We start from the raw sequence: 22,007 nt of genomic DNA, 5'->3' as shown, positions 1-22,007 counted from the left end.
CATCTAAACGATCTGTTTCAACTCCAACTGAATTCTGAATGTTGACTAACCCACTATTTACAGGCAGATAAGCGACAGCACCACATTCCAGATCATTTTGATTTTGGTTTTCTTGTACAAAGAATTGATCGCATTTAATAAGGCAATGACGAAGTCACCGCCCTTATTTAAAAACTGCGTATCCACAGTCCCCTTCCCCACTGAAAGCTGAACCACTCCATTTGCCCGACTGACCAATTGGTGCAGACTTAAACCACTTCCCTTAAGATTCCAAGCCAATTGAGTTTCGCCGCCAGAAACACTTGAACTAGAGCCAGTGCTAGCCAAGAGTTGCTCCACGCTAAATCCTTTAGCGAGTCCTTTTGAAAATATTTTAGGTGAAGGTGCATTCAGGTCTGCAATGGAAAACTGCACATTTGCACTCCCCTTACCAACATTGAAACTTAAATCATTTGCATCGATTCTATTTTTCTTAAATTGTAAGGTGGTCTTGAAGTTAGTAAACGGTGCCTGACCTGGCAATTCGAGCTGATCAATATTGATATTAACTATGCCATCTGCTACGGGCAATACATTAAAGGGGAGCGCTTCGTCAGAGAAGAAATACTTTTCCTGAGATTGAGGAGATGCCACAGCACTAAACTTTCCAGCTGAGCCAGCTACGAGAGCTGACCCTGCTAATGGGGCTAAATCAAATGATTTTGAATTTAGATTAATTTGAAATTGCGGTAGTTTTTGGAGTTGCTTATCAATGACGCCGGTAATTGCTAACAACTTCCCATTGAGGGTGAGGCCTAAATCTAAGTCGACTTTTACCGGGGACTGATTCCAATCTCGAATAGCGTTGCGCAGCAAACTGGTCTTACCCTTTAGGCCTAGCGTGTAATTAGCATACTTCAAGTCCATCAAAATATTAGAGCTGCCATCACTAATGCCAATAGCCAACTTAGGAATCTGGATGACTTTGGTTTTCTGACTAGCATCTTGATAATTGATCTGAGTATCAACAATATCAATGGCGCTATAGGAAACAAACATGGCGCTGCTGTTAGTGTCCCCAGATGAAGTTGGCTCCCTAGCTTTTCCAGGCTCTGTTGAGGGTGGAGTCAGATTCCAGTTACCATCGCCAGCCTGATTGGTTTGCAGATTCATTTGCAAACCAAGCAAACCAATTCTGCCAATTTCTATACTTCCTTTTAAAAGCGGCATTAATCTGACATCTAACTCTATTTGTTTCAGCGTCAACATATTGGTATTGCTGGCCCATGTAGCGTTGCTCAACGAAACTTGCTCAGCCTTAACGCTAATTGTGGGAAAGACGCTGAGACTTACTGGACCAGCAATCGCCAACTCGCGTCCAGTTGCCTCCTTAACCGAAGAGCTCAATAGCTTGGTCAATTGCGTGGGATTAACAAAGGAAGCCCGCATACCATGCTCCTAAACCTATTGCGGCAAGAATTGCCAGAAAAACAATGGGGGTAATTTTGAGGGCTTTGTTCACCAGGTCATTCTATAGCGAGTCATGATACACAGCGCCAGTCTATTTACCCTGGACTAAAATAAGTCCATGAATACCGATAATTTACCGAAGTGCCCTGCTTGTCAGGAAGATATGGCCTATCCCGATGGGGAAAATTTTATTTGCGGCCAGTGCGGCCACGAGTCGCCCATGGCTGCAGCCACTGAAAAAGTTGAGGCTGGACTCATCGTGAAAGATGCCAACGGCAATCTATTGGCAGATGGCGATACGATAACCCTGATCAAGGACCTTAAGGTTAAAGGGGCATCAACCACCCTAAAGGTTGGCACCAAAATTAAAGGTATGCGCCCAGTCTCAGGCAATCATGAAGTGGACTGCAAAACAGAAGCAGGCAATATGCTGCTCAAAGCCTGCTTTTTGAAAAAAGCCTAGATTAATTACTCAGCTAGGCTTTTTTCTTGCCTAATATAGCTAGGCGCTTGCCTTCTTGAGGACTGCGTAGATCTGATCCTTGAGAAGCAACTTTTCCTTTTTCAAAGTCTCAATTTCTTCGGGGATGCTTGGCTCAGAATGCGCCTCCATTCTTTGAATCTTTTGATCCAAATTATTGTGCTTATCAAACAAATGAGAAAAATGACGATCCGAAGTTTTTAGTTTAGTGATGAGTTCGCGATATTCAGGAAACATAGATTCTCTTCATATTTAGGTTATACAAAACTACTCGGATTCAGTTTAGCAACCCTGCATTACAAGAACAATGGTTAGGTTGATTTTTTTATTCAACCCCTCCCCTTGTAATCCGCAGGAAAAACCCCATATTGGAATAGCTATTTCTTTATAGAAATTGCAGTAATACCAGTATGTGTATTGTGCACAATAACTACCAAAGAAGGGTAATAAACCATGGCTACAAAGAAGTCTCCAGCAAAAAAGAAAGTAGCGACCAAGGTGGTAAAAAAGCCCCTGCAAAAAAAGCTGTCAAAAAGGTTGCAAGCAAAAAGACAGTGAAAAAGGTAGTGAAAAAAACCGCAGCGAAGAAAGCTCCTGCGAAGAAACCAGTAGCTAAAAAAGTAGTTACGAAGAAGCCAGTAGCTAAAAAAGTTGCAAAGAAAGCTACAAAATAAACATCGCCCAAAGCTCCCAAAGTAGACCAATACGGTCTCGAGCAGGACGATGAGTTTTATGGTCTCTACTTTGCCAAGTCCACTAAAAAGGGATTGGTAGAGGTAAAGCCCTGCACCTTTTCACTGATGTATTGGTGGAAAGGATTGCTTGGCTATCCTGACATGATTGAGATCTCCAAAGGAAGCAACACTGCCATGTTGCAGTTTGAGTCTACTTTTGGTGGGGGCGATTCTGGTGAGACTGAATTAACCGAACATGATGTTTTGGATATTGATCACATCATTGAGGTGGATGAGGAAGAGATGCTGATCTCTCTACTCCTATGTGCCTATTCCGGTTCCAGAAAAATTAATTGGAGCCTTAGGGCTTTCTATCCTCAATATCAACCCGGAAACTCGTTATGGCAGCCTAGAGCTCTGCTCTACCGAAAATGAAGAAGGCGAAACAGAGCACTTCTTGCGTTATCGTGCCACCACCTATTTACGCGGGATCAAATCCGGCAAAGTAGAGGCCATTGAGAGCATGGTTACCAATGGTTCTGAGTTCTTTGGTCTTGCTTTAGATGCAATGTGCGTCAATAAGTCAATTAAGAAGTGGTTATTGAGCTAATCCAAGCTATTACCACTAAATGAGCTATCTGCACGCGTAGATGTAAGTAATCGGAAAACGGTCATTGACCGTTTTCCGGCTTTCCAGAATCATCACGGTTCGTTTTCCCAGCTTTTTACATTCTTCTAGCGCTACTTCCTGCGCTTCATTCTCCTTCGCATCCTTAGGCGCATGAACGCCTATCGTTCCATCCGATTGCTGATAAACGCCAAATTTACTTACCGACGTTGAACACGCAGTGAGACCGATGAGTACTCCAATAAGAAGTGCTTTATTTGATGCTTTCATGATGGTTCACTATTCCTTTGTTGTTACAAACTCTACCGCAAATCAGTTGGCAATGATATGTAATACTGTTACCAGTATATTGATAACATGACACTCTTTTAAAAGGAGCCTCCCGATGAAAATCACCTACAAATCTAGCTTCGTGATTGGAGCCCTATTGATTAGTCTATGCCAGTCAATATATGCTCAATCAAAGCCTAATAGCGCAATCACCTTTCCAAAGCCAGGTGGAGTGATCTGTGACAAGAAGAGTGGTTTTTGTGCAGACGATCAAGGGGTATCCGTAGCCATTACAGAGATGGAACTCGGATCTCAGGCAGCCAAGAATCTCATGAATCAAATCAACCAAGTTGGTCTGAAAGATTTTGACGCAACCAGCTTCACGATGTCAGGCGGCTTACATTGCGAAACTAAACAAAAAAATGTTTTACCAGTAAAAATGGTAATACTGTAGATACCCATGTAACCAAAGCATTGTTTGGTAAATAAGCCTCTTTAAATATTTACCAAGAAAAACCGCCTAGTTGGCGGTTTCTTTTTTAAGCATCCGTATATTAGCTCGCTGGTGGAGCTTGCACCACAATTCCAACTTCTTTAGCACTGCAATTTGCAAATCATTTTGCGCTTGTGCTCCGACCTCAATGGCACCAACCCAAGCCAAGAGCATATAGTTCTGCGAGCTATCATCAAAACCTTTAAAGATCACCTGTGGTGCAGGAGCCTTGATAATCTCAGGAACAGACTCAGCTGCTTCCTGTATTAACTGAATCACCTTCTCCGGACTTGAGCCGGCGTTGACGGTGATGGCGATGTCATAACGGCGGCGGCGGTCTGAGCGAGTCCAGTTCATCACTTCTTTAGAAACCAACTCACCATTTGGGACAAGAATTTCCGCTCCCTGACGCGTTCTCACAGTCGATGAACGAATACCAATGCGGGTTACTGTTCCAGACTGACTACCCCACTCAATGACATCGCCCACGCCTACGGGTCTCTCAATAATTAAGATCAATCCCGATACAAAGTTATTTACCACGTTTTGCAAGCCAAAACCAATGCCCACCGCTGAGTGCCGCCTGCGACTAAAGTTACTTTGCTCATGTCTAAACCTAGCGCTCCCATTGACAATACAATACCCACGATCACCATGATCCAGCGCGTAATTGTTACGATTGCAAATTTGCTACCAGGGCGCGCATTGAAAGTCTGGGCATCAGTTCAGAGTTCAAGACAAAGCTAGTCACATTGGTGATGACGTAGGCAGCGACAATGACAACCAGCGCGCTCACGACGGCGTGAGCATCTATGGAGATGCTGCCGATTTTGAAAGTAGATGCCATGAAGCGTTGTAATGCGGCAGTTAAAAACGGTGCCAAATCTAAGACCCCTACTGACACCATCAATATACCCCATATAGTGGCGATGACTAAGCTCAAGCGAATTGATCTTAGTAAGTCGGGGTCTTTATTACGCGCGCAATTTAGCCAACTCAATATTGGACTGCCTAAAAGAGAGCCAATACGCAACCAAAGCAAGCCAAGGAAGTAGCACCATATACCATGGCAATATCGAGGATGCCACCTACGTCAAGACGCAAAATACTCAATGGCCCTTTAAATCCAATAACAGCACCGATAATAGTCAACAATGACATCAAGCCAATCAGTCAGGCAACAAAACGAATGAGGCTTGGATTTGATTTTGGAATTGCCTTTATTAGGTAACCATTCTTTAGATCAGACATAAATGCAAAAGCAATGAATAAAGACTGAATAATTAACAAGACACGATCAATCACATTGCCGTCTTCGACAAAGTGACGTATCGAAATAAACACCGTAGATATCGCAATACCATATAGCGTCAATGGAATGGGTCTAGCTAAAGCTCGATCTAATAATCGTGCAGCGGGGATTGGAGCGATTAACACCAAGACTTCGTAAAAAAGTGCAGGCGGATTAGGGGATAACCAACCCAAGGCCATCAATAAAATCAGTAAGCAGGCGGAATATGGACGACCATATGCAGCCTGGACTGGTAAAACAGCCTTGTGAACACCTAGCCTAAAGATAAAAAAGTTAAATATAAAACTGACAATTGAAAATGTCAGCAAGAATGCCAAATGTTGATTAGCGTAAGCTGACAACAACTTCCATACAGAATTCAATTCTTGCCATTGCCACCCCTTGGTGAGTTATCTAATGCCCAAATGGGTTGCTTCTCTAGCGTTAAGTACTCTATATGCTGATTCACCAAGACATTAGCAATCTTCTGTTGGGCCGCATTACTAATTTCCTGCAGAAAAATCGCTTGGCTCAAAGTTAAGAACATTTCATTACGAACATATTGTAGTAAGGAGCTTGTGTTCTCCAACCTTTGCACAATCGATTTGGCGCTCTGAATAATAGAAGGTGGAACTTTCTGGGTATCAAGCCACTTAATGCGGGCTTCCCACTTACCCATATCTGTATGAATAGCAGAATTATCAGACTGAATCTGCAGTGAGATCCCCTCTAGTTGCGTCACTACTGTAGTAATTCGATGCTGCAGATCAGTAAGCTGTTGATTTAAATATTGCGGATTAAGATTACTAGGCTTGTCATCGATGTTGACTACCAATGCATCCAAATCCGACTTGAGATATTCCAGCTCCTTCGATAACTCTTTATTGCGATCTGCCTTATTTAATCTAGAAAGTACGCTACGTTGCAATTCTTCAGTAACAATCGCATCAGTAACCGCCTCACTTAATTTGATTGGCTCCGGCGCCTTGATATCGGACTTAGTCGCCTCTTGCGGCGTGGCCGCTTGAGCATAGAATGCCTCCCAATAAAAGGAGGGAAACAGAGAATGCAGCGAATTAAGTACGCAATGCCAAGATACTAGTTTCCAGGTGATTTCTTATAAACAACGGTATTACCGTTGCGAGTTAATTCCCCTACCAAGAGAAAATCTCCCTCGTATGTGAATTTACCCTGAAATCCGTCACCTGTTAACTCAATCGAGCCATCTGGCAATTTCTTACTGGTGGTTTTGAGTAATTTGCCCTGAGAAACATCTATCACCACAGGATGTCTTGGTGCATCAGCAACCCAATAACTAGCTAAAGTCACTGCGTCGAATGGAGCCACCTCCTCTTGGTCACCAACCTTGAAGACAAAACCTTGGGGACTGATCTGTCCTGTCATATCAACCTCTTTGCCATTCATTTGCGTCTTGGCATTGAGCTTTGAGAGATGTGGAGTCTTGGTCCACCACTCGGTTGAGCGATGCTTTTCGGTAAAGGCGGTAATCATCATAACCTTGACATCGATTTCACGCGTATGGTCCAACCGAATCAACTCACCATCGGGGCACCACTTTGAGCTGATGTACCCCAACCTTATCGCCCTTGTAAAAGATGTCGTACTTAAATTTAGCCCCCTCGGGCGGGAGGGAATCCTTAAGATCAAGAGCGAATGCTGCACCTAAATAAATGAACCAGACACAAACCAATAAGACCAATTTTGAAAAGATCTTTTTCATGAATAATTAAAACTTCAACCTTAACTCAGCACCACCACCATATTCTTGACCATGAGTATTAAATGAGGCTACGGCACCAATACGACCCGATAACTCTTTTGTGATGGCGCCTTGTAAACCCACTCCAATTTGCTGACTAATTGGTCCCATATTAGCGCCTACATAAGCTTGCGGCGCCAAAGGTAAGTTAGTGTATGTAGCCGTTACTGAATGGGCAGCATTGCTATTGGCGAACCAGTCGTAGCCAAATTTATAGAAGGTAACAAGAGATAAAGGATCCTTCACCCCCTTTACTAAAGGCACCACCAGATCAAGGCCAGCAAAAGAAACGGTTGAATAAGAAGTAGCAGAGGCAATTGCGACATTAAAATCGCCACCACCAGTTTCCGTTACTCCCTTAGTCCAAAACTGTGCATAAGACTGCCCCGCAAATGGTACCAAGGTAAATGAGTCATTAATCACACAATCTTTTGATAGTTTAGCTGCAGCGTAGATACCATTACTTCCATAGTTATCAGATCCATTGCCGCCAGTAAAACCAGCAACAGATGGCAAGCTACGCGAAGAGCTGTTAGAACTGTAAACATAGCCGCCAGCGCCAGATAACTTTAGGTTATCAGCAAAGTAATAAGAGCCATAGCCGCCTAAGTAGTAGCTAGTTGAGTTAAAACTTTGTACTACCGTTTGACTATTAGCCATATCGGAATAACCCACACCACCAAATACTCCATAGCTTTTTTGACTGTCGCGATGCAAGTCTCCGCCAATAATCACATCAACCAAGTTATAACCAAAGCTTGCGAGGTTGCTATAGCTATTAACATTGCCATGGGAACCACCAATATCTCCCCATAAATAGCGGCCATCATCGAGTTGCACTCGATTAGCGGTATTAGTGCCCTTGCCCGCTGGTGAATCAATGCGATCGAGAACAGTATTGCTAACGGCATTCATATCTGCTCCAAGCGTATTGTGCGGTTTGATGAGTAACCTTCTGCATTTGACTGTAAGCCTATTTGAGCAGCTTGGGCAGCAGTGGCAACAGACAAGACATTAGTTGTAAATGTCTGGCCGTCAGCTAATACAGGATTAGCAGCACTTGGGTTAGATGCTACGGCGTTATAGGCAGTGACAATATCCTTATTTAGGGTGGTAGCAGAACTAGAGTTAGAGGTATAATTGTAGTTTGTGTTGGATGCAGACGCCAGACTAGAGGTGTTTAAGGTCCAAACAGAATTATTTGTGGACGAGAGAATCCACCTAGTAGTGACATATCCGCCAGTTATCAGTCCTGATGTAATGGCTAAATTATTTAACAAAATTCCACTTAACACGTTTGTAAATGCGGCATTACCAGCTGGCAGACTGGATCTAGTTGTATCAATTCCAAAGTTGGTGGTACCAGTTGGGGTATATGCAGTCAACCCACCATAATTATTGGGGCCATTAATAATGATGTTGTAATTGGTTGGAAGATTTCCTTGAATAAACAAATTATTTTGGGCGTTATTAAGCGTCCTGATTGTTCCCGTATTGTTAATATCTACCCCACTTTCACCATAAATTCCGCTCGTAGATGTTCCTACTGCTGCAGTATTGGTGATGGTGTTAATAGTTCCGCCATTGGCGATGGCATAACTAGCAGTAGGGCCGACGCTATCTGTGCCAACACTATGTATGCTGCCACTATTGGTAACACTTCCTATGGTTCCGCTGATGTTATAGATGGCATTACTATTACTAGAGCCGTTTGCGGCAATGGTGCCGCATTGGAGATATTATTAATTGTTCCACCCTGGTTAACAATGCCGTAAAAACCAGTGATACTGCCGGTATTGATAATTGTTCCAATTGTTGAACCAGTCCCAGCGTTAGTAATTCCTCGACTAGTCCCACTAATAACACCGGTATTAGTCAAAGATGAAATTGTTCCACCAGAAGCGTTATAAATTCCAGAGCCACCCACGCTTGTGCTAGAGATATTTCTATTGTTGGTTAGCGATGTAATTACACCACCGTAATTAAAAATAGCATCGGCACTATTACTACTAACAACGCCACTACTTGCAATACTCAAAGACGGTACGCTTCCAGCACTAGTAACCTCGACAGCTGAAACCGTAGAAGGTGACGGAAGGGAAGAGACTGTACCGCTAATATCAATATTCGTAGTGGTCGAATTAATTAGCAGCGCAGAACAACTGGCTGAGCCCGGACTCGAATTGCTCGCACAGGCCGCAGCATAAACACTAGATATGCCTCCTGCTAGAAAGGTCGTTAAGCCGCCTGCAAAAAAAATGATCTTGATTTGATTTTTTAGATTCATGATGTGTGTTTTTTATTTAATCGTTCTTGTACATATGGACTGTTCCGCCGCATGCGGAAAAACATTGACGGTATGACTCATCACAATTCCAGTAGTTGGGATTAGCTGAGCAGTATTGCGCATTTGGGTGACACTTCTTCACATCATCATGGCTTTGTGCTCTATTGACGCAAGCCTGATAGTTGAAATTATTTTGTTGCTGGCAATACATCATTTTGAGCTTGCGTTTGAGCGCCGCTATAGCAAACATTTTTGGTGTTCATGCACTGCACAGCGCAAGTTTTGCCAGATTCTGTTGGGGGTGCTGTGTATTCATAGCGATAGGTGGTGCATGAGGCTAAACCAATGATCGCCACAATGCCGATAAGAAATCGTTGAATATTCTTCATTTTTGTTAACATGTTATCAAATGTACCTATAATTATTACATAGACATCAGTTGTAAATAACTATGAATAAGAACCAAACCCAACCAAAAAGCGATAAAGCTCAAGAACGGCTATTGATCGTGGTCAAAATTGCCCATAGGCTCTTTGCTAGTCGTGGCTATGAAGATGTAGGAATTCGTGAAATTGCTAAAGAAGCAGGCATCAGCCCAATACAGGTGTACCGCTTAGGGGTTGATAAGCACGACTTATTGGCCGAAGTGATCTTGCTGGTAAATCAGAAAATGATTGAAGGCATCCAGCCTTTTACTGGCTCATCACAGATCAGTGCGCTGAACTTTATTGAGGGCTATCTTTTAGATCTTTATAAACAGGATATTGAAATCAAAAGCATTCGCCAGGAAGGCGCTGCGTTTGGCTGGAAGTGGTCAGAAAAATATGAAGCATTGATCATTGACCAGTTAATGCAAATATTAAAACCAATTGCCGATGCGTTAGCTCATGATAAATACGACGAAATTGATGCGCGTTGCTATGCAATCTGGTCTTTATATTATGCGGGCTATAGAAACGCTGTGATGAATAACGCAGATGCACAGGTTTGTCTGGATGCCATTCAACCTAGTCTTGCTATTTGCCTCAAGCGTTAATATGAAACTACGCATTGCTCTCTATTTGCTCATTTGTTTAGGACTAAACAGAGGAATGAATGCATTGGCACAGCCAAACCAATATGGCACCCCGACCCAATTTAGCAAAGCATCAGCCCCCTTCTCAACCACCCTGTCATACCAAGGACTCACTTTTGACATCCAAAGTGCCAACAAAGATATTGATAACTCGATCACACTAACGACCAAGGGTTTGCAAAGAGAGAATTTACCTATCAAAGAAAATATTGATGGCAAGGTGACAGGTGCAGAAATCGCTGACCTCAATGGCGAAGGATTTCCGGAGGTCTATATTTACATCAACGCCAACGATGCTAACGCCAAAGGAATCTTGCTAGCTTATGCTTCTAACAAGAATATTTCTATCACGCCAATCCACCTTCCCGCAATCACAGATGATCCCAAAATGGCGCTTGGCTATATGGGTCATGATGAATTTGCTGTAGTTGAAAACGCCTTAGAGAGAAGATTTCGGATTGATGGCAAGGTAAGCAAGGATAAATACTCGTATCGTCAAATCCAATACAAACTCAAGGCTGGTGAAGCTAAGTGGTTGCTGGTGAGAACGCGAGCAACAGATTTCTGATGGATTGCTTTACTAAATCAAATAATTCTTGCCAATCACATTCTTTTGCCGATGTCCTGCAGAAATTTCATACCCTTTTTGGTAGTAAAAAGGTATTTCACGCGAGCATCATTTTTGCAGTGATTAATTCCTAATAGTTCCTTATCGATCAAAATTTTCATACTCTTATGGATTGTTGCGGGAGAGGCAATATCACCCATCTCCAATAGTTCTTTAACCTTGATCTTAGCACCGTCTATAGTTGCAGATGAAATGAGAAGCAAAGTATCCCACTCGTGCGCATTAAGAGCGTGCTTGAACTGAACATCTCCTACAAATTTAGCAAATTCAATATATTTCTTTGCTAGCGCCGACATGAAGACCCTTTATATTTTTTCAACTTCAATCATCTACTTTTGTAGAGCACATTGAGCGTTATCAAGAACGCTATGTACGAATATTACAAGGGTTTTTTTGAATAGCAAATTATCCTAAAGCGGAACAAATTTAATTGTTTTATTTATAACTTTATGGTGGATTAATACACTACTGCTTGCCCATCACGACGGGGATCGCTAGCAGCGACATAGCCATCTGCGGGATTGTCAGACAGTTTCCATATAAATTGCCCTGCATCAAAATCCATATAAGGATCATCTATTTTCTTTAATACATGCCCCAAGGAAGATAAGCCTTGAACCGTATCGGCGTTCATGCTTGCTTCTACATCCAAACTAAAGTCACGATTTACCTTCCAGCGAGGAGCATCACAAGCGGCCTGAGGTTGCTGACGATAAGAAAGCATTCTTAAAATAGTTTGGAGATGGCCTTGGGGTTGCATATCGCCACCCATGACACCAAAACTCATTTGCGGAACGCTAATATTCCCCTCCTTGCGCATTAAGAAGGCAGGAATAATAGTATAGAAAGGACGCTTGCCCCCAGCTACCACATTGGCAGATTTGGGATCCATCGAAAAACCAAATCCACGATTTTGCATACTTATTCCCCAATCAGGAACAGCTACCCCCGAACCAAATCCCATGTAATTACTTTGTATAAAAGAGATCATGCGACCTTGTTCATCGGTAGCAGTCAAATAGACGGTCCCACCCGATTGAGGCATTCCAAAATTAAAGTGTGTAGCTTTGCGCGGGTTTATTAATTTGGCGCGTTTAGATAAGTAGGCCGGATCAAGCATTTGCTCAGGTGTCACTGCCATTGAATGTGGATCGGCAACATATTGATACACATCTGCGAATGCCAATTTCCTTGCTTCAATTTGGAGATGCTGACTCTCAACCCCATCCACTGGCAAACTGGCAAGGTCAAAGTTTTGCAAAATACCAAGAGCAATCAACACTCCTATGCCTTGACCATTAGGTGGAATTTCATGCATGGAGTAAATCTTTCCATCTGCACCTCGAATATCTTGAGAAATTGTTCCGACCCAGTCTGGCTTATAACTAGCGAGATCGCGCTCAGTCATCGAGCCCCCATGAGTTTTTGCATGCACAGCAATCTCTTGGGCAATCTCTCCTTCATAAAACTCACGAATTCCAGAGCGAGCAATCTTGTTGAGGGTTTTGGCAGCCGAAGGAAAACGAAATATCTCTCCAATTTCTTGGTGCACGTCCATGTGGCATGAAAACCTGTGCAAAACCTGGTTGCTGCTGCTCCAGCTCAGGAATAGCGGCGTTCCACTTATGGGCCACCACCGGTGCCATGGCATAGCCCTTTTCAGCGATCTCAATTGCAGGTTGCAATAAATCACCTAACGGTAAAGATCCAAAACGTCTATGCAACTCTTCCCATCCCGCTTAGGGCACCAGGCACTGTGACCGAATCCCAGCCTCGTTTTGGCCTATCTGCCAATCCGTTGCTATCAACACCATATTTATTCGAGAAATATTCTGGACTCCAGGTTTGTGGAGCTACGCCAGAAACATTCAGTCCATGCAACTCCTTACCATCCCATACGATCGCAAAACAATCACTTCCTAACCCATTTAAGACTGGCTCCACAATCATTAATGCCGCAGCTGCTGCAATAGCAGCATCAATCGCATTACCACCTTGATGAATGATCTTGAGGCCTGCTTGAGCGGCAAAAGGATGGGAGGTTGAGACGACATTACGCCCCATTACTGGCACCCGAATACTTGGGTACAGGTTATTCCAATTAAATTTCATGAAGAGATTATTCCGCGTTAATTTGTGCTTGTTTAATTAAGTTACTCCAGCGCACCCGCTCTTTTGCGACCATCGTTGCAAATTTATCTGGAGTACCAGGCAAAGGCTCAGCATCAATCTGTGCAAAGCGCTCAACCACATCAGGAGATACGATGACCTTATTTAAGGCTACATTTAGCTTTGCCACGATATCAGGAGCTAAGTTTCTCGGCCCAAATAAACCAAACCAAGTACTAGACTCAAATTGCCCTAAGCCATATTCTTTGTCAGCCTCGGCAACCGTGGGGGACATCGGGCAACAAAGTGGAGCGTTTGGTCCCACCCACTGCTAAAGCATTGAGCTTGCCATCCTTGACAGGCTGAAGGCCAGCAACCATGACATCAAATAGGACGTGGACCTTGCCAGATACTAGGTCCGGTAAAGCTAAGGCGGAGTCCTTGTAGGGAGCATGGGTCATGTCGAGACCTGCTTGGGCTTTAAGTGCCTCAACATTCAGTTGAATTACCGTGCCATTTACCACTGGAAGCGAAGTTTAATTCCCCTGGATGCGCTTTTGCATAGAGGATGAGATCCTTTAACGTTTTAATAGGTAATGTTTTTGTCACCATCAAAAGCGAAGGCGATGCTACCGCTCCACCTATTGGAGTGAAATCAGTTACCGCATCATATGGCAGTTTTTATTAAAGCTAGGTGCAACTGAATGCGTGCTACTACTAGTAAACAGAATCGTATAACCGTCTGGATTAGCACGAGCCACTAAAGCAGCGCCTATGGTGCCACCAGCGCCGGGATGATTATCAACAACTAGCGCCTGGCCTAAACTAGTAGACAGTTTTTGCGCCGCTATTCGCGCAAGGGCATCTGTTGCCCCGCCGGGTGGAAACGACACAATCATCGCAATAGTCTTGCTGGGGTAATCGCGAACAGAGGGAGTTTGCGCAACAGCGTTACCCAAGCATAAACATGCAGCTGATATTTCTTCGGATTCGCAGCATTCTCTTTGGTCTCCTATATATCTAATATCGTATATGATATTTTTTTGAAAATTCTATTTGATTCTCTGTGACCCATACTCAAGAATACCCTTTTGACCATTTGGTAATCATTGACAGAGATCAACTTCACAAACTTGGTCGAAAATTTTTATCCCAAGGGTTTCAATTAACCCCACTCGCTCACCATAATCTAGGCTCCATTAACCAGCTCATCATGCTAGATAGCAGCTATATTGAGCTACTGGAGTGGGAGTCTGGTAAACCGCTACAAAGAGCCGAAATAGCTAATCAGCCCCTTGGACTCGATGCCCTAGTATTTAGACAAACAATGCTGAAAAGACTTATCAGGATCTTCTAGAAAACGGCTTTTCTGTAAATCCTATTCAAGACCTCAGTCGTGAATCTGAATACATGGGTAAATCAGTATTGGTCCAATTTAAAATAGTACGCTTTTCAGTGCAGCCTATCCCAGGAATCAGGATCTACTTTTGCGAACACCTGACGCCAGATTATGTATGGCAAGAGCAATGGCTAAAACACCAGAATCAATTGGGTCATCTGCAAAGCATTACGATTGCAAGCCCCAATGTTCTTGACAGCACAAAAGTGTTGAGTCGACTACTCAATCTAGAAAAAAGCACCTCATCGCGAATGATGAGTCCGCCCAACTTCAGCTCCCAAATATTCAATTCAATATACAAAAGTTGGAAGATCTCAATCAGTCTCAAGTACTCAGCGCACAAGTCAGCAAAACCTCACTAGATCCTGTAGACTTCATTATCAATAGCCAGTATTTTCAAAATCTCTAGCAACCAATCTATGAAAATCACACTCAATATCATTTCAAAACTACTCCTCTCAGGTTTGGCCTTATGCGCCCTATCCAATCAAGGTTATGCTCAAACCGATAAATCGCTTACCTTGGTCGTACCATTCCCGCCCGGTGGTAGTACTGACATCACGGCACGTACTATTCAATCCAAGCTATCAGAGCGTATTGGTAGACCGGTTGTCATTGAAAATCGCAAGCCAAATTGCCACTCAATACGTAGCTCGCTCTGCACCTGATGGCAATACCCTATTAATTAGTTTTGATAATCACTCCATCAATCCAATAGTCAAACCCAAGCTTCCTTATGACACTTTCAAAGATTTTGCGGGCGTAAGTCTATTAGTTCGCTTTCCCTTAGTGATTGCTGCTAACCCATCTGTACCCGGAAATAATCTTGCAGAATTTATTGCGGCTGTAAAAAAAGAATCCGGGTTTTTATAGTTATGCGTCCACCGGCATGGGTTCGCTAAACCAGCTCGCAATGGAAGACATCAAACGTAAAGCCGGTATCTTTGCCTTGCATGTACCTTTATAGTGGTGGCGATCCTGCGATTGCTGCTGTCGTTGGCAATACTGCTAGCATGACCTTGCTTAGCTATGCAGCACTTAAGGGTCAAATTCAGGCAGACAAACTCAAGGCGCTAGCCGTAACTGGAGCGCAACGCTTACCAAGAGTTGCCAAAGGTACCCCACCATAGCTGAATCTGGATACCCTGGATTTGAAGCCTATTCATGGATAGGAGCATTTGCTCCAGCTGACACCCCTGCTCCAATCGTGAAAAAACTGACTGCTGATTTTCAGGCAGTACTCAGTGATCCTGAGATCAAAACCAAACTCACACAAGGGGGATTTGATGTTCAAGCAAGTGATGGCCCTACATTAGACAAGCATGTGAGACGTGATCATGACCGTTAGCAGCAATTTATAAAAAATACTCAATTGAATTTAGAAGATTAATATGGCCGACAAAATCAATGGCGCAGAGGCTCTTGTACGCATGCTTCAAGAATATGATGTTAAACATATTTTTGGGTTATGCGGCGACACCAGCCTGCCATTCTATGATGCGCTTGCAAGACTTGATCACGGCATGCAACACATTCTCACCAGAGATGAGCGCAGTGCAGGATATATAGCAGACGCGTATGCGCGTGTAACGCATAAAGTTGGTGTTTGTGAAGGACCTAGGGTGGTGGCGCAACCTATTTATTACCTGGCCTAGTTGAGGCCAATGAATCCTCCATTCCTGTTTTAGGCATTACCTCTGATGTACCCGTCACCTCCCGCGGCAAGTTTCCTTTGACTGAATTAGATCAACAGGCTCTATATAAGCCGCTTACCAAGTGGAATACAACAGTTGATTTAGCAGAGCAAATTCCATCTGCAGTGCGAACCGCATTCAGAGCAATGACCACCGGAAAACCTGGAAGTGCTCATATTTGCCTTCCCCATGACGTGCAAAAACATCCCGTGTCGACCAGTGATATTTGGGGACAGAAGGAGCACTCTAGCTACCCCTCTCAGCGATACGTAGCAAACGATCACGATATTGAAATGGCAACGAGGCTAATCTTGGGCGCCAAATTTCCCGTAATCGTATGCGGTGGTGGCATCATTAATTCAGGCGCGGAACAGGTGCTTCAAAATATCGCCGAGCTACTGAATATTCCGGTTTGCACTACCGTCAGCGGTCAAGGCAGTTTGGCTGGCACCCATCCATTAAATGCCGGTGTTGTAGGAGCCAATGGTGGCGTGATGGCAACTCGAGAAGTCATCAATAGCGCTGACCTGGTCTTCTTTATGGCCTGTCGTGCCGGATCGACTACCACTGAAAATTGGCGCTTTCCTAATAAAATAATTCCGATCATCCACTTAGATGTTGATCCAGATACTATTGGCGCAAACTATCCCATCGCAGCAAGCCTAGTGGGTGATGCTAAATTAACACTTGAGAAACTGCTCACTGAATTAAAGGCAAATATTCAGAATCGAGTGACGGATTATGTAGATGGGCTAACCAGTAGTCGCCAAAACGAAAACGCTCAAATTTGAGCTTTTCCTCAAGCTAGCCACTAGCAATGAATCGCCCATCCTTCCAGAAAGGATTGTGCTCACCCTAAATAAGCTTCTTCCAAAAGATGCTATTGTTTGTGCGGACCCAGGCACCCCATGCCCCTATTTCTCCGCTTATTTTCAAAGCGATGTATCTGGCAGACACTTTATAACCAACCGAGCACATGGTGCCCTCGGCTTTGCGATGTCAGCAGCCATTGGTGCTGCCATTGGTAGACCACAATCCAAATGTGTCGCCTGTGATGGGGGATGGTAGCTTTGGCTTCACAGTTGGCGAATTAGAAACAATCACTCGCTACAAGTTACCCATTCTGATGATTGTGATATCTAACGCGGTTTATGGGTGGATTAAGGCAAGCCAAAAATCGGGATACGATCAACGTTATTACTCCGTTGACTTTAATCGTACCAATCACGCTAAAGTTGCTGAGGCTTATGGTGTGCGCTCTTGGACAGTTGAGGATCCACAAAAATTAGAGGCAACTCTTAAAGCGGCTATCGAATGTGGTGAACCCACGTTGGTGGATATTATTTCTCAACCACTGCAAGACGCAGCTGCGCCAGTAAGCCAATGGATGGAATAAAAAAAGATTTCCTAAGAAAAAGCCACTCAAATGAGTGGCTTTTTTATTAAGTAGAATCCGTTGCTTTAGTGAAATATGCAGAGATATTTCACCCTGCTCAAATCGAAGCGTGAAAATTACTTATGCAGCGTATTTTTTATAGAGTACTTGCGTACCATTTTTTGAGCATCCCTCAGCCACCAACCCCTCATAGAGTTTTTTAGCCAAATCTAAAGCGGGCAAATCTAATTTCGCATTCTGAGCCTCCTCTAATGCGATGCCCAAATCTTTTAAGAAGTGTTCTACATAAAAACCTGGTGTAAAATCACCAACAATCATCCTGGCGCCCAGATTAAGCAACTGAAATCCAGATGCGGCGCCACCACCAATGGACTCCATTGCCGTCTCAGGATTGAGACCCACTGATTTTGCGTATCCTAGACCTTCGCTCACGCCCATAATGGTTCCGGCAATCACAATCTGATTACACATCTTAGTGTGCTGACCAGCTCCAGGACCACCTTGCAAAACAACATTAGAGCCCATGATTTTCAAAATCGGTAGAACTGCATCAGAGTCTGACTGTTTCCCGCCTACCATGATGGAGAGCTTGGCATTACGAGCACCAACATTACCACCCGATACAGGTGCATCCAGTCCATGACAACCGCGTTTTTCTGCTTCTTCCGCAATTCTCTTAGCCAGTGAGGGGCTGGAGGTCGTCATATCAATTAAATAAGCATTCTTAGCTCGATCCAAGATCTTGCCAGCTCCAAAATATACCTCTTCCACATCGGTTGGATAACCAACCATGGTGATGATGACATCGGACGCTGCTACAAGATCGCCAATCGTGTCAAACCGCTGAGCGCCTTTAGCAACCAAATCATCTATTTTTGCTTTTGAGCGATTAAACACATTTAATGGATGGCCAGCAGCCAATATAAATGACCGGCCATGTTTGACCCATGATGCCCGGACCAATAAAACCTATACGTTGCTTTACGCTCATGCCCAATCTCTTATCTAAAGAATCAAAGATTGGAATCTTATCCTAATAATAGGATCTCCTGTTTTCGCTTGTAAATATGAATACCAATAAACCCCCCAAAGGGGGTGTAGACCCCTTCGACACAGAAAGCCAATGCTCACCACAAAACGCCCAAAAGAAAAACCGCCCGAAGGCGGCTTTCTATTAAAAAGTATTACCTCTACTAGCTTTGAGGGCAAGCATTTGCCAATGGCTTGCCTGCTACCCTGTCCTTAATCCATTGCAAGTAATATTGCTGCGATACCGGAGGAGTTGTGTAGTGATCCTGCGCTCCAGGCAACTGCATTCTTCCCACGTTGCCTCCCAACTTACACATTTGATCTTGATAAGCCTTATGCATTGGTGGAGGAACAGTAATATCTGCAGTGCCAAAATAAATTTGCACAGGCGCCACCGGCTTTACTTGAGCAACACTTCCTTTCACAAACGCTTCAGACCAAGCCAAAGTATTGCTAGGAGTTTGCTTAACGAGGTTCATGAAGGTAGTTTTGTAGTTGTAATTCAAGATATCAGCAGTTGCATGCATACATTTGTTATCTAAAACCTCATTAACCGCTTTAACGCCTTTATCAGTGAGGATGTCGGATAACTTTAGATTAGGAAATGCAGCTTGACTTCCCCAATAGCCCATGACGGCATGTGAAAAATTAAAGACGCCGTTTGAAAATTCTTTAAGAGTCCCTGCAAAATACTCGTCCGCTTGGGCTTGAGTAATTTTTTCCTTTGGTACTGCTGCGGCCAAATCCAATGGAGCTAACGCAACAAATCCAAGCACATCTAGGTCATCGAACACAGTCCCCTTTTGCTTAATATATTCAGGCATGCTCGCCGCAGCAATAGTAGCGCCGCCTCCTTGAGACCAGCCATATATACAAGCGTCTTTTTATTTGCCCCAGCATCCTTCATGGAACCTGCCGCACGAATAGCATTAATGGCATCCATGCCGTTCGTGGCAAAAACTCCATATTGGTGCCTCCCACCACTACCCAAGCCTTGGTAATCTGTAGCAGCAATTACATACCCTTCTTTAATCCACTCATCTATGGAAAGAATACCGTAATCCGTCCAAGAATTTCCACCAACTAAAAAATATTGATTCAGAGGAACAACTGGAGAGAAGGACCGCAGTTTTGTGCAGTACCAGTCGTTCCATGAGCCCAACTCATCACAGGACGACCGCCTGCAGGTGTTGGGCCTGTAGGTGCAACTACCATACCAGTTACAACGGTCTTTCTACCCGAGATATCCGAGGAAATATAAGCAACCCTCCATGCTTGCGCCCCCTTTACAGAAGCGACAATTTTTTCCTGTTTTACTACCTGCCCCAACTTACCTTCTGGGGTCAGTTTCGCAACAGCAGCATAAAAAGGTGGCATAGGCGGATCAGCATATATGGCAGAAGAGAGAATGCTGATGATAGTGCCGAGCACTAAAACTGAAAGGTAGCTTAATTTTCTCATTGTTTAGATTATTGGTTAAGGGTTTAAAGGCTCTAATTAATACAACAATTTTATTAAATCACTCAGGGGTATAGAGTTTTTTCAAATGAAGCAGCTGATAGTCAACTCGATCCTTCAGCATGCCAGTGATTGTCTCGCCCTTTTCGGAAAAGCTTCTCATGACATCATCCTTGAGATTGTAGATTGGCCAAGTGGCTTGACCAGGTACATTTGGATTTCCAGTCTTAGCAAACTACGCCCAACTAGCAGACCTTCTTTCAGACATCGCAATATCTTGTGGATCATTTTTATCAGTGATTGGATACATATATCCTGGCCATATACCGCCCTTCTTATTTTCAGCAATGGCATTCTCAATTCGAGCACAACGATTTGCTGATGATTCAGGTGCCTTAGGGGCTTGATTGGTGAATGCGTTACTTCCAAATACAAAACTAATCTCGAACGCATGGGGAACCCCCAGGATAAGCCGGACGAATATTCTTAGTTAAGTAATCAAAATAATAAGCGTATCCAGGTGCAACACCATTCATACTATCCGCTAAGAATTTAGTACTCGCACGAAACAACATATTGGCCATCAAATCAGCTGATACAGCGCACTTTTCAGGGATATTGCTATACAGCTGATTAACCATCTTTGGATCCTCCTTGAACGCTTTTGCAAGAGCATCTAGAGGAGGCTGATTAAAAGTAAAGAGGCTGGCGCACCCCAGGAGTCAGTACCGATCATGAAAGGCACCTTTGCCTGCTAGCCCGAAGCAAACAGAGGAACAGGGTCACCATTGAGAATCTGGCCGTCAATCATAGATCCACCAAACTCCCCAGCTTTTTGTTCAGCTGCGGTGAGTACCAACTTTTGGGTAGGCAAGCTTCTCAACTCTTTTAAAGACTTTGCCCCGAGGGTTAGCATATACTTCTGTGCAATCTCGGTAGCCGGAGCCAAGCCCAGACGCTTCTCAGTTACACCTCGTATAGGGCTTTGCTGTGCACTTTCAGCAATCGCCCTATGAAATAAACCTCTTGCTGCATCCGACACCATCAACCAAGTGACACTTCGTGCACCCGCAGATTCACTAAAAATAGTCACGTTGTTTGGATTGCCCCCAAAAGCTGCAATATTGCGCTTGACCCACTTGAGTACCGCAATTTGGTCCATCGTGCCATAGTTACCCACTGGCTCGTCTTTAGCTTTAGCCTCTGCAACTAACCCTTTGCTTGCAAAAAATCCGATGGAGCCCAAGCGATAATCGAAGGTAACTACGATGACGCCATTCTTAATTAAGTTAATGGGCGCATAGAGCGGATCTCTAGCGCCATCCATCTGCAAAAGCACCACCATGAATCCACACCATAACTGGTAGATCCTTTCCAGGATTCTGAGGTGTGAATACATTGAGCTTTAGACAATCTTCATTACCCGGTAATCCAGGGCCTTTATTTTCGTTTTTCAGATTTGGTTGCGGGCAAGAATCACCAAATTTAGATGCGTCACGGGTCCCACTCCATGAAGCCGCTGGCTGTGGTGGGCGCCAACGCAAATCACCAACTGGTGACGCTGCGTATGGAATACCTTTGAATACATTCATGTTGTATTCAGTGGAGCCCTGAAGTAGACCTGTTTCAACCTTTGCAATGGGCTTATCTGGATTGGCAAAGCAAGAGATCGCAAACAGTAAGAGTAAGAATAAAAAGGCTTTTTTCATTTTCAATAGAGCGCAAATTAAAAAGTTATTGATCGTGACTAATTTTATTAAGCTGGCGGAGAGGGAGGGATTCGAACCCTCGGTAGGTTTGACTCTACGCCTGATTTCGAGTCAGGTACATTCGACCACTCTGCCACCTCTCCGATATACACAGAAT

The 22,007-nt window shown here is 43.8% G+C and carries 29 protein-coding genes, 1 tRNA gene and 5 pseudogenes; 9 read left to right on the top strand and 26 right to left on the bottom strand.

Annotation, left to right across the window (positions count from 1 at the left end; genetic code table 11):
* Positions 1-57: 57 nt before the first annotated feature.
* Positions 58-1,428, bottom strand: a complete 1,371-nt coding sequence (locus DXE37_RS04015) for an AsmA family protein (protein ID WP_114636667.1) — start codon at positions 1,426-1,428, stop codon at positions 58-60.
* Between the two features lie 139 nt (positions 1,429-1,567).
* On the opposite strand from DXE37_RS04015, the gene DXE37_RS04010 reads away from it, so the two are divergent.
* Entirely contained in the window at positions 1,568-1,912 is a 345-nt protein-coding gene (locus tag DXE37_RS04010; protein WP_114636666.1) for a zinc ribbon domain-containing protein YjdM, read from the top strand.
* A 39-nt stretch (positions 1,913-1,951) separates the two neighbouring features.
* On the opposite strand, the gene DXE37_RS04005 is transcribed toward DXE37_RS04010, so the two are convergent.
* Both DXE37_RS04005 and DXE37_RS12320 read right to left on the bottom strand, forming a co-directional pair.
* The gene (locus DXE37_RS04005) at positions 1,952-2,167 is read right to left on the bottom strand and encodes a YdcH family protein (protein WP_114636665.1); all 216 of its coding nucleotides are present in this window, start codon (positions 2,165-2,167) and stop codon (positions 1,952-1,954) included.
* Between the two features lie 220 nt (positions 2,168-2,387).
* Positions 2,388-2,615 carry a hypothetical protein gene (locus tag DXE37_RS12320; RefSeq protein ID WP_162786174.1) on the bottom strand — a complete coding sequence of 76 codons (228 nt, stop codon included), beginning with the start codon at positions 2,613-2,615 and terminating at the stop codon, positions 2,388-2,390.
* Between the two features lie 151 nt (positions 2,616-2,766).
* Here DXE37_RS12320 and DXE37_RS12315 point away from each other — a divergent pair, with 151 nt between their 5' ends.
* A complete protein-coding gene (locus DXE37_RS12315) occupies positions 2,767-3,039 on the top strand; it encodes a hypothetical protein (RefSeq protein ID WP_162786173.1) in 273 nt (90 codons plus the stop codon).
* Positions 3,040-3,061: 22 nt separating this feature from the next.
* Positions 3,062-3,214 (top strand): hypothetical protein, encoded by a 153-nt coding sequence (locus DXE37_RS12310; RefSeq protein WP_162786172.1) that lies wholly within the window; start codon positions 3,062-3,064, stop codon positions 3,212-3,214.
* A 24-nt stretch (positions 3,215-3,238) separates the two neighbouring features.
* On the opposite strand, the gene DXE37_RS03995 is transcribed toward DXE37_RS12310, so the two are convergent.
* Positions 3,239-3,502, bottom strand: a complete 264-nt coding sequence (locus DXE37_RS03995; RefSeq protein WP_114636664.1) for a hypothetical protein — start codon at positions 3,500-3,502, stop codon at positions 3,239-3,241.
* A 115-nt stretch (positions 3,503-3,617) separates the two neighbouring features.
* On the opposite strand from DXE37_RS03995, the gene DXE37_RS03990 reads away from it, so the two are divergent.
* The gene (locus DXE37_RS03990; RefSeq protein ID WP_114636663.1) at positions 3,618-3,956 is read left to right on the top strand and encodes a YcgJ family protein; all 339 of its coding nucleotides are present in this window, start codon (positions 3,618-3,620) and stop codon (positions 3,954-3,956) included.
* A 66-nt stretch (positions 3,957-4,022) separates the two neighbouring features.
* On the opposite strand, the gene DXE37_RS03985 is transcribed toward DXE37_RS03990, so the two are convergent.
* The 10 genes from DXE37_RS03985 to DXE37_RS03940 all read right to left on the bottom strand — a co-directional run bounded on the left by DXE37_RS03985 (position 4,023) and on the right by DXE37_RS03940 (position 9,754).
* Complete coding sequence (locus tag DXE37_RS03985; protein ID WP_231971357.1) at positions 4,023-4,538, bottom strand: mechanosensitive ion channel family protein; 516 nt, start codon at positions 4,536-4,538, stop codon at positions 4,023-4,025.
* 130 nt (positions 4,539-4,668) lie between these two features.
* A complete protein-coding gene (locus DXE37_RS03980) occupies positions 4,669-4,938 on the bottom strand; it encodes a hypothetical protein (protein ID WP_162786170.1) in 270 nt (89 codons plus the stop codon).
* 68 nt (positions 4,939-5,006) lie between these two features.
* A complete protein-coding gene (locus DXE37_RS10740) occupies positions 5,007-5,150 on the bottom strand; it encodes a hypothetical protein (RefSeq protein ID WP_162786169.1) in 144 nt (47 codons plus the stop codon).
* An 18-nt stretch (positions 5,151-5,168) separates the two neighbouring features.
* A complete protein-coding gene (locus DXE37_RS03975) occupies positions 5,169-5,615 on the bottom strand; it encodes a hypothetical protein (RefSeq protein ID WP_231971046.1) in 447 nt (148 codons plus the stop codon).
* 50 nt (positions 5,616-5,665) lie between these two features.
* Positions 5,666-6,214, bottom strand: coding sequence for a hypothetical protein (locus DXE37_RS03970; RefSeq protein ID WP_114636659.1), 549 nt, complete (start codon positions 6,212-6,214; stop codon positions 5,666-5,668).
* A gap of 170 nt (positions 6,215-6,384) precedes the next feature.
* Positions 6,385-6,969: a DUF6134 family protein gene (locus DXE37_RS03965; RefSeq protein WP_269460279.1), complete on the bottom strand. Its 585-nt coding sequence runs from the start codon at positions 6,967-6,969 to the stop codon at positions 6,385-6,387.
* A gap of 64 nt (positions 6,970-7,033) precedes the next feature.
* Positions 7,034-7,981, bottom strand: a complete 948-nt coding sequence (locus tag DXE37_RS03955) for an autotransporter outer membrane beta-barrel domain-containing protein (RefSeq protein WP_114636656.1) — start codon at positions 7,979-7,981, stop codon at positions 7,034-7,036.
* Positions 7,978-8,520: a hypothetical protein gene (locus tag DXE37_RS03950; protein WP_114636655.1), complete on the bottom strand. Its 543-nt coding sequence runs from the start codon at positions 8,518-8,520 to the stop codon at positions 7,978-7,980. Before DXE37_RS03950 ends, DXE37_RS03955 begins: the two co-directional genes overlap by 4 nt.
* A 209-nt stretch (positions 8,521-8,729) precedes the next feature.
* The gene (locus DXE37_RS03945) at positions 8,730-9,353 is read right to left on the bottom strand and encodes a hypothetical protein (RefSeq protein ID WP_114636654.1); all 624 of its coding nucleotides are present in this window, start codon (positions 9,351-9,353) and stop codon (positions 8,730-8,732) included.
* Positions 9,354-9,541: 188 nt separating this feature from the next.
* Positions 9,542-9,754: a hypothetical protein gene (locus DXE37_RS03940; RefSeq protein ID WP_114636653.1), complete on the bottom strand. Its 213-nt coding sequence runs from the start codon at positions 9,752-9,754 to the stop codon at positions 9,542-9,544.
* 50 nt (positions 9,755-9,804) lie between these two features.
* Between DXE37_RS03940 and DXE37_RS03935 the strand changes: the two genes are divergently transcribed.
* Both DXE37_RS03935 and DXE37_RS03930 read left to right on the top strand, forming a co-directional pair.
* Positions 9,805-10,389 carry a TetR/AcrR family transcriptional regulator gene (locus DXE37_RS03935; protein WP_114636652.1) on the top strand — a complete coding sequence of 195 codons (585 nt, stop codon included), beginning with the start codon at positions 9,805-9,807 and terminating at the stop codon, positions 10,387-10,389.
* Between the two features lie 64 nt (positions 10,390-10,453).
* Complete coding sequence (locus DXE37_RS03930; RefSeq protein WP_162786167.1) at positions 10,454-10,996, top strand: hypothetical protein; 543 nt, start codon at positions 10,454-10,456, stop codon at positions 10,994-10,996.
* A gap of 35 nt (positions 10,997-11,031) precedes the next feature.
* Here DXE37_RS03930 and DXE37_RS03925 read toward each other — a convergent pair whose 3' ends face one another.
* From DXE37_RS03925 to DXE37_RS13935, 5 genes and pseudogenes are all read right to left on the bottom strand, one after another.
* Complete coding sequence (locus DXE37_RS03925) at positions 11,032-11,352, bottom strand: helix-turn-helix domain-containing protein (protein WP_114636650.1); 321 nt, start codon at positions 11,350-11,352, stop codon at positions 11,032-11,034.
* A 161-nt stretch (positions 11,353-11,513) separates the two neighbouring features.
* Positions 11,514-13,168: pseudogene (locus DXE37_RS03920) on the bottom strand (gamma-glutamyltransferase family protein).
* A gap of 7 nt (positions 13,169-13,175) precedes the next feature.
* On the bottom strand, positions 13,176-13,460 hold the full coding sequence (locus tag DXE37_RS13945) for a tripartite tricarboxylate transporter substrate-binding protein (protein ID WP_331852113.1): 285 nt from the start codon (positions 13,458-13,460) through the stop codon (positions 13,176-13,178).
* On the bottom strand, positions 13,435-13,689 hold the full coding sequence (locus DXE37_RS13940) for a tripartite tricarboxylate transporter substrate-binding protein (RefSeq protein WP_331852112.1): 255 nt from the start codon (positions 13,687-13,689) through the stop codon (positions 13,435-13,437). Before DXE37_RS13940 ends, DXE37_RS13945 begins: the two co-directional genes overlap by 26 nt.
* Positions 13,655-14,064 (bottom strand): annotated as a pseudogene (locus tag DXE37_RS13935) (Bug family tripartite tricarboxylate transporter substrate binding protein). The gene DXE37_RS13940 and the pseudogene DXE37_RS13935 overlap by 35 nt, the downstream one beginning before the upstream one ends.
* A gap of 167 nt (positions 14,065-14,231) precedes the next feature.
* Between DXE37_RS13935 and DXE37_RS14255 the strand changes: the two are divergent.
* From DXE37_RS14255 to DXE37_RS03890, 3 genes and pseudogenes are all read left to right on the top strand, one after another.
* The gene (locus tag DXE37_RS14255) at positions 14,232-14,522 is read left to right on the top strand and encodes a VOC family protein (RefSeq protein WP_114636649.1); all 291 of its coding nucleotides are present in this window, start codon (positions 14,232-14,234) and stop codon (positions 14,520-14,522) included.
* A gap of 461 nt (positions 14,523-14,983) precedes the next feature.
* A pseudogene (locus tag DXE37_RS12305) lies at positions 14,984-15,912 on the top strand (tripartite tricarboxylate transporter substrate binding protein).
* Positions 15,913-15,955: 43 nt separating this feature from the next.
* A pseudogene (locus DXE37_RS03890) lies at positions 15,956-17,654 on the top strand (thiamine pyrophosphate-binding protein).
* 120 nt (positions 17,655-17,774) lie between these two features.
* Here the strand turns inward: DXE37_RS03890 and DXE37_RS03885 are convergent.
* The 7 genes and pseudogenes from DXE37_RS03885 to DXE37_RS03860 all read right to left on the bottom strand — a co-directional run bounded on the left by DXE37_RS03885 (position 17,775) and on the right by DXE37_RS03860 (position 21,993).
* A complete protein-coding gene (locus tag DXE37_RS03885; protein WP_231971045.1) occupies positions 17,775-18,551 on the bottom strand; it encodes an NAD(P)-dependent oxidoreductase in 777 nt (258 codons plus the stop codon).
* Positions 18,552-18,847: 296 nt separating this feature from the next.
* Positions 18,848-19,845, bottom strand: a pseudogene (locus tag DXE37_RS03880) (lipase family protein).
* Complete coding sequence (locus DXE37_RS12300) at positions 19,782-20,144, bottom strand: hypothetical protein (RefSeq protein WP_231971044.1); 363 nt, start codon at positions 20,142-20,144, stop codon at positions 19,782-19,784. Before DXE37_RS12300 ends, DXE37_RS03880 begins: the two are co-directional and overlap by 64 nt.
* Before the next feature lie 434 nt (positions 20,145-20,578).
* Positions 20,579-20,782 carry a hypothetical protein gene (locus DXE37_RS03875; protein WP_114636646.1) on the bottom strand — a complete coding sequence of 68 codons (204 nt, stop codon included), beginning with the start codon at positions 20,780-20,782 and terminating at the stop codon, positions 20,579-20,581.
* Positions 20,783-20,895: 113 nt separating this feature from the next.
* Positions 20,896-21,486 carry a carboxylesterase family protein gene (locus DXE37_RS03870; RefSeq protein WP_162786166.1) on the bottom strand — a complete coding sequence of 197 codons (591 nt, stop codon included), beginning with the start codon at positions 21,484-21,486 and terminating at the stop codon, positions 20,896-20,898.
* Positions 21,455-21,850, bottom strand: a complete 396-nt coding sequence (locus tag DXE37_RS13380; RefSeq protein ID WP_114636644.1) for a carboxylesterase family protein — start codon at positions 21,848-21,850, stop codon at positions 21,455-21,457. Before DXE37_RS13380 ends, DXE37_RS03870 begins: the two co-directional genes overlap by 32 nt.
* Before the next feature lie 53 nt (positions 21,851-21,903).
* A tRNA-Ser gene (locus DXE37_RS03860) sits at positions 21,904-21,993 on the bottom strand.
* Positions 21,994-22,007: the final 14 nt, after the last annotated feature.

It is taken from the genome of Polynucleobacter necessarius, assembly GCF_900095205.1.
Classification (GTDB): domain Bacteria; phylum Pseudomonadota; class Gammaproteobacteria; order Burkholderiales; family Burkholderiaceae; genus Polynucleobacter; species Polynucleobacter necessarius_E.
This window is presented reverse-complemented; position numbering and strand designations above follow the sequence as displayed.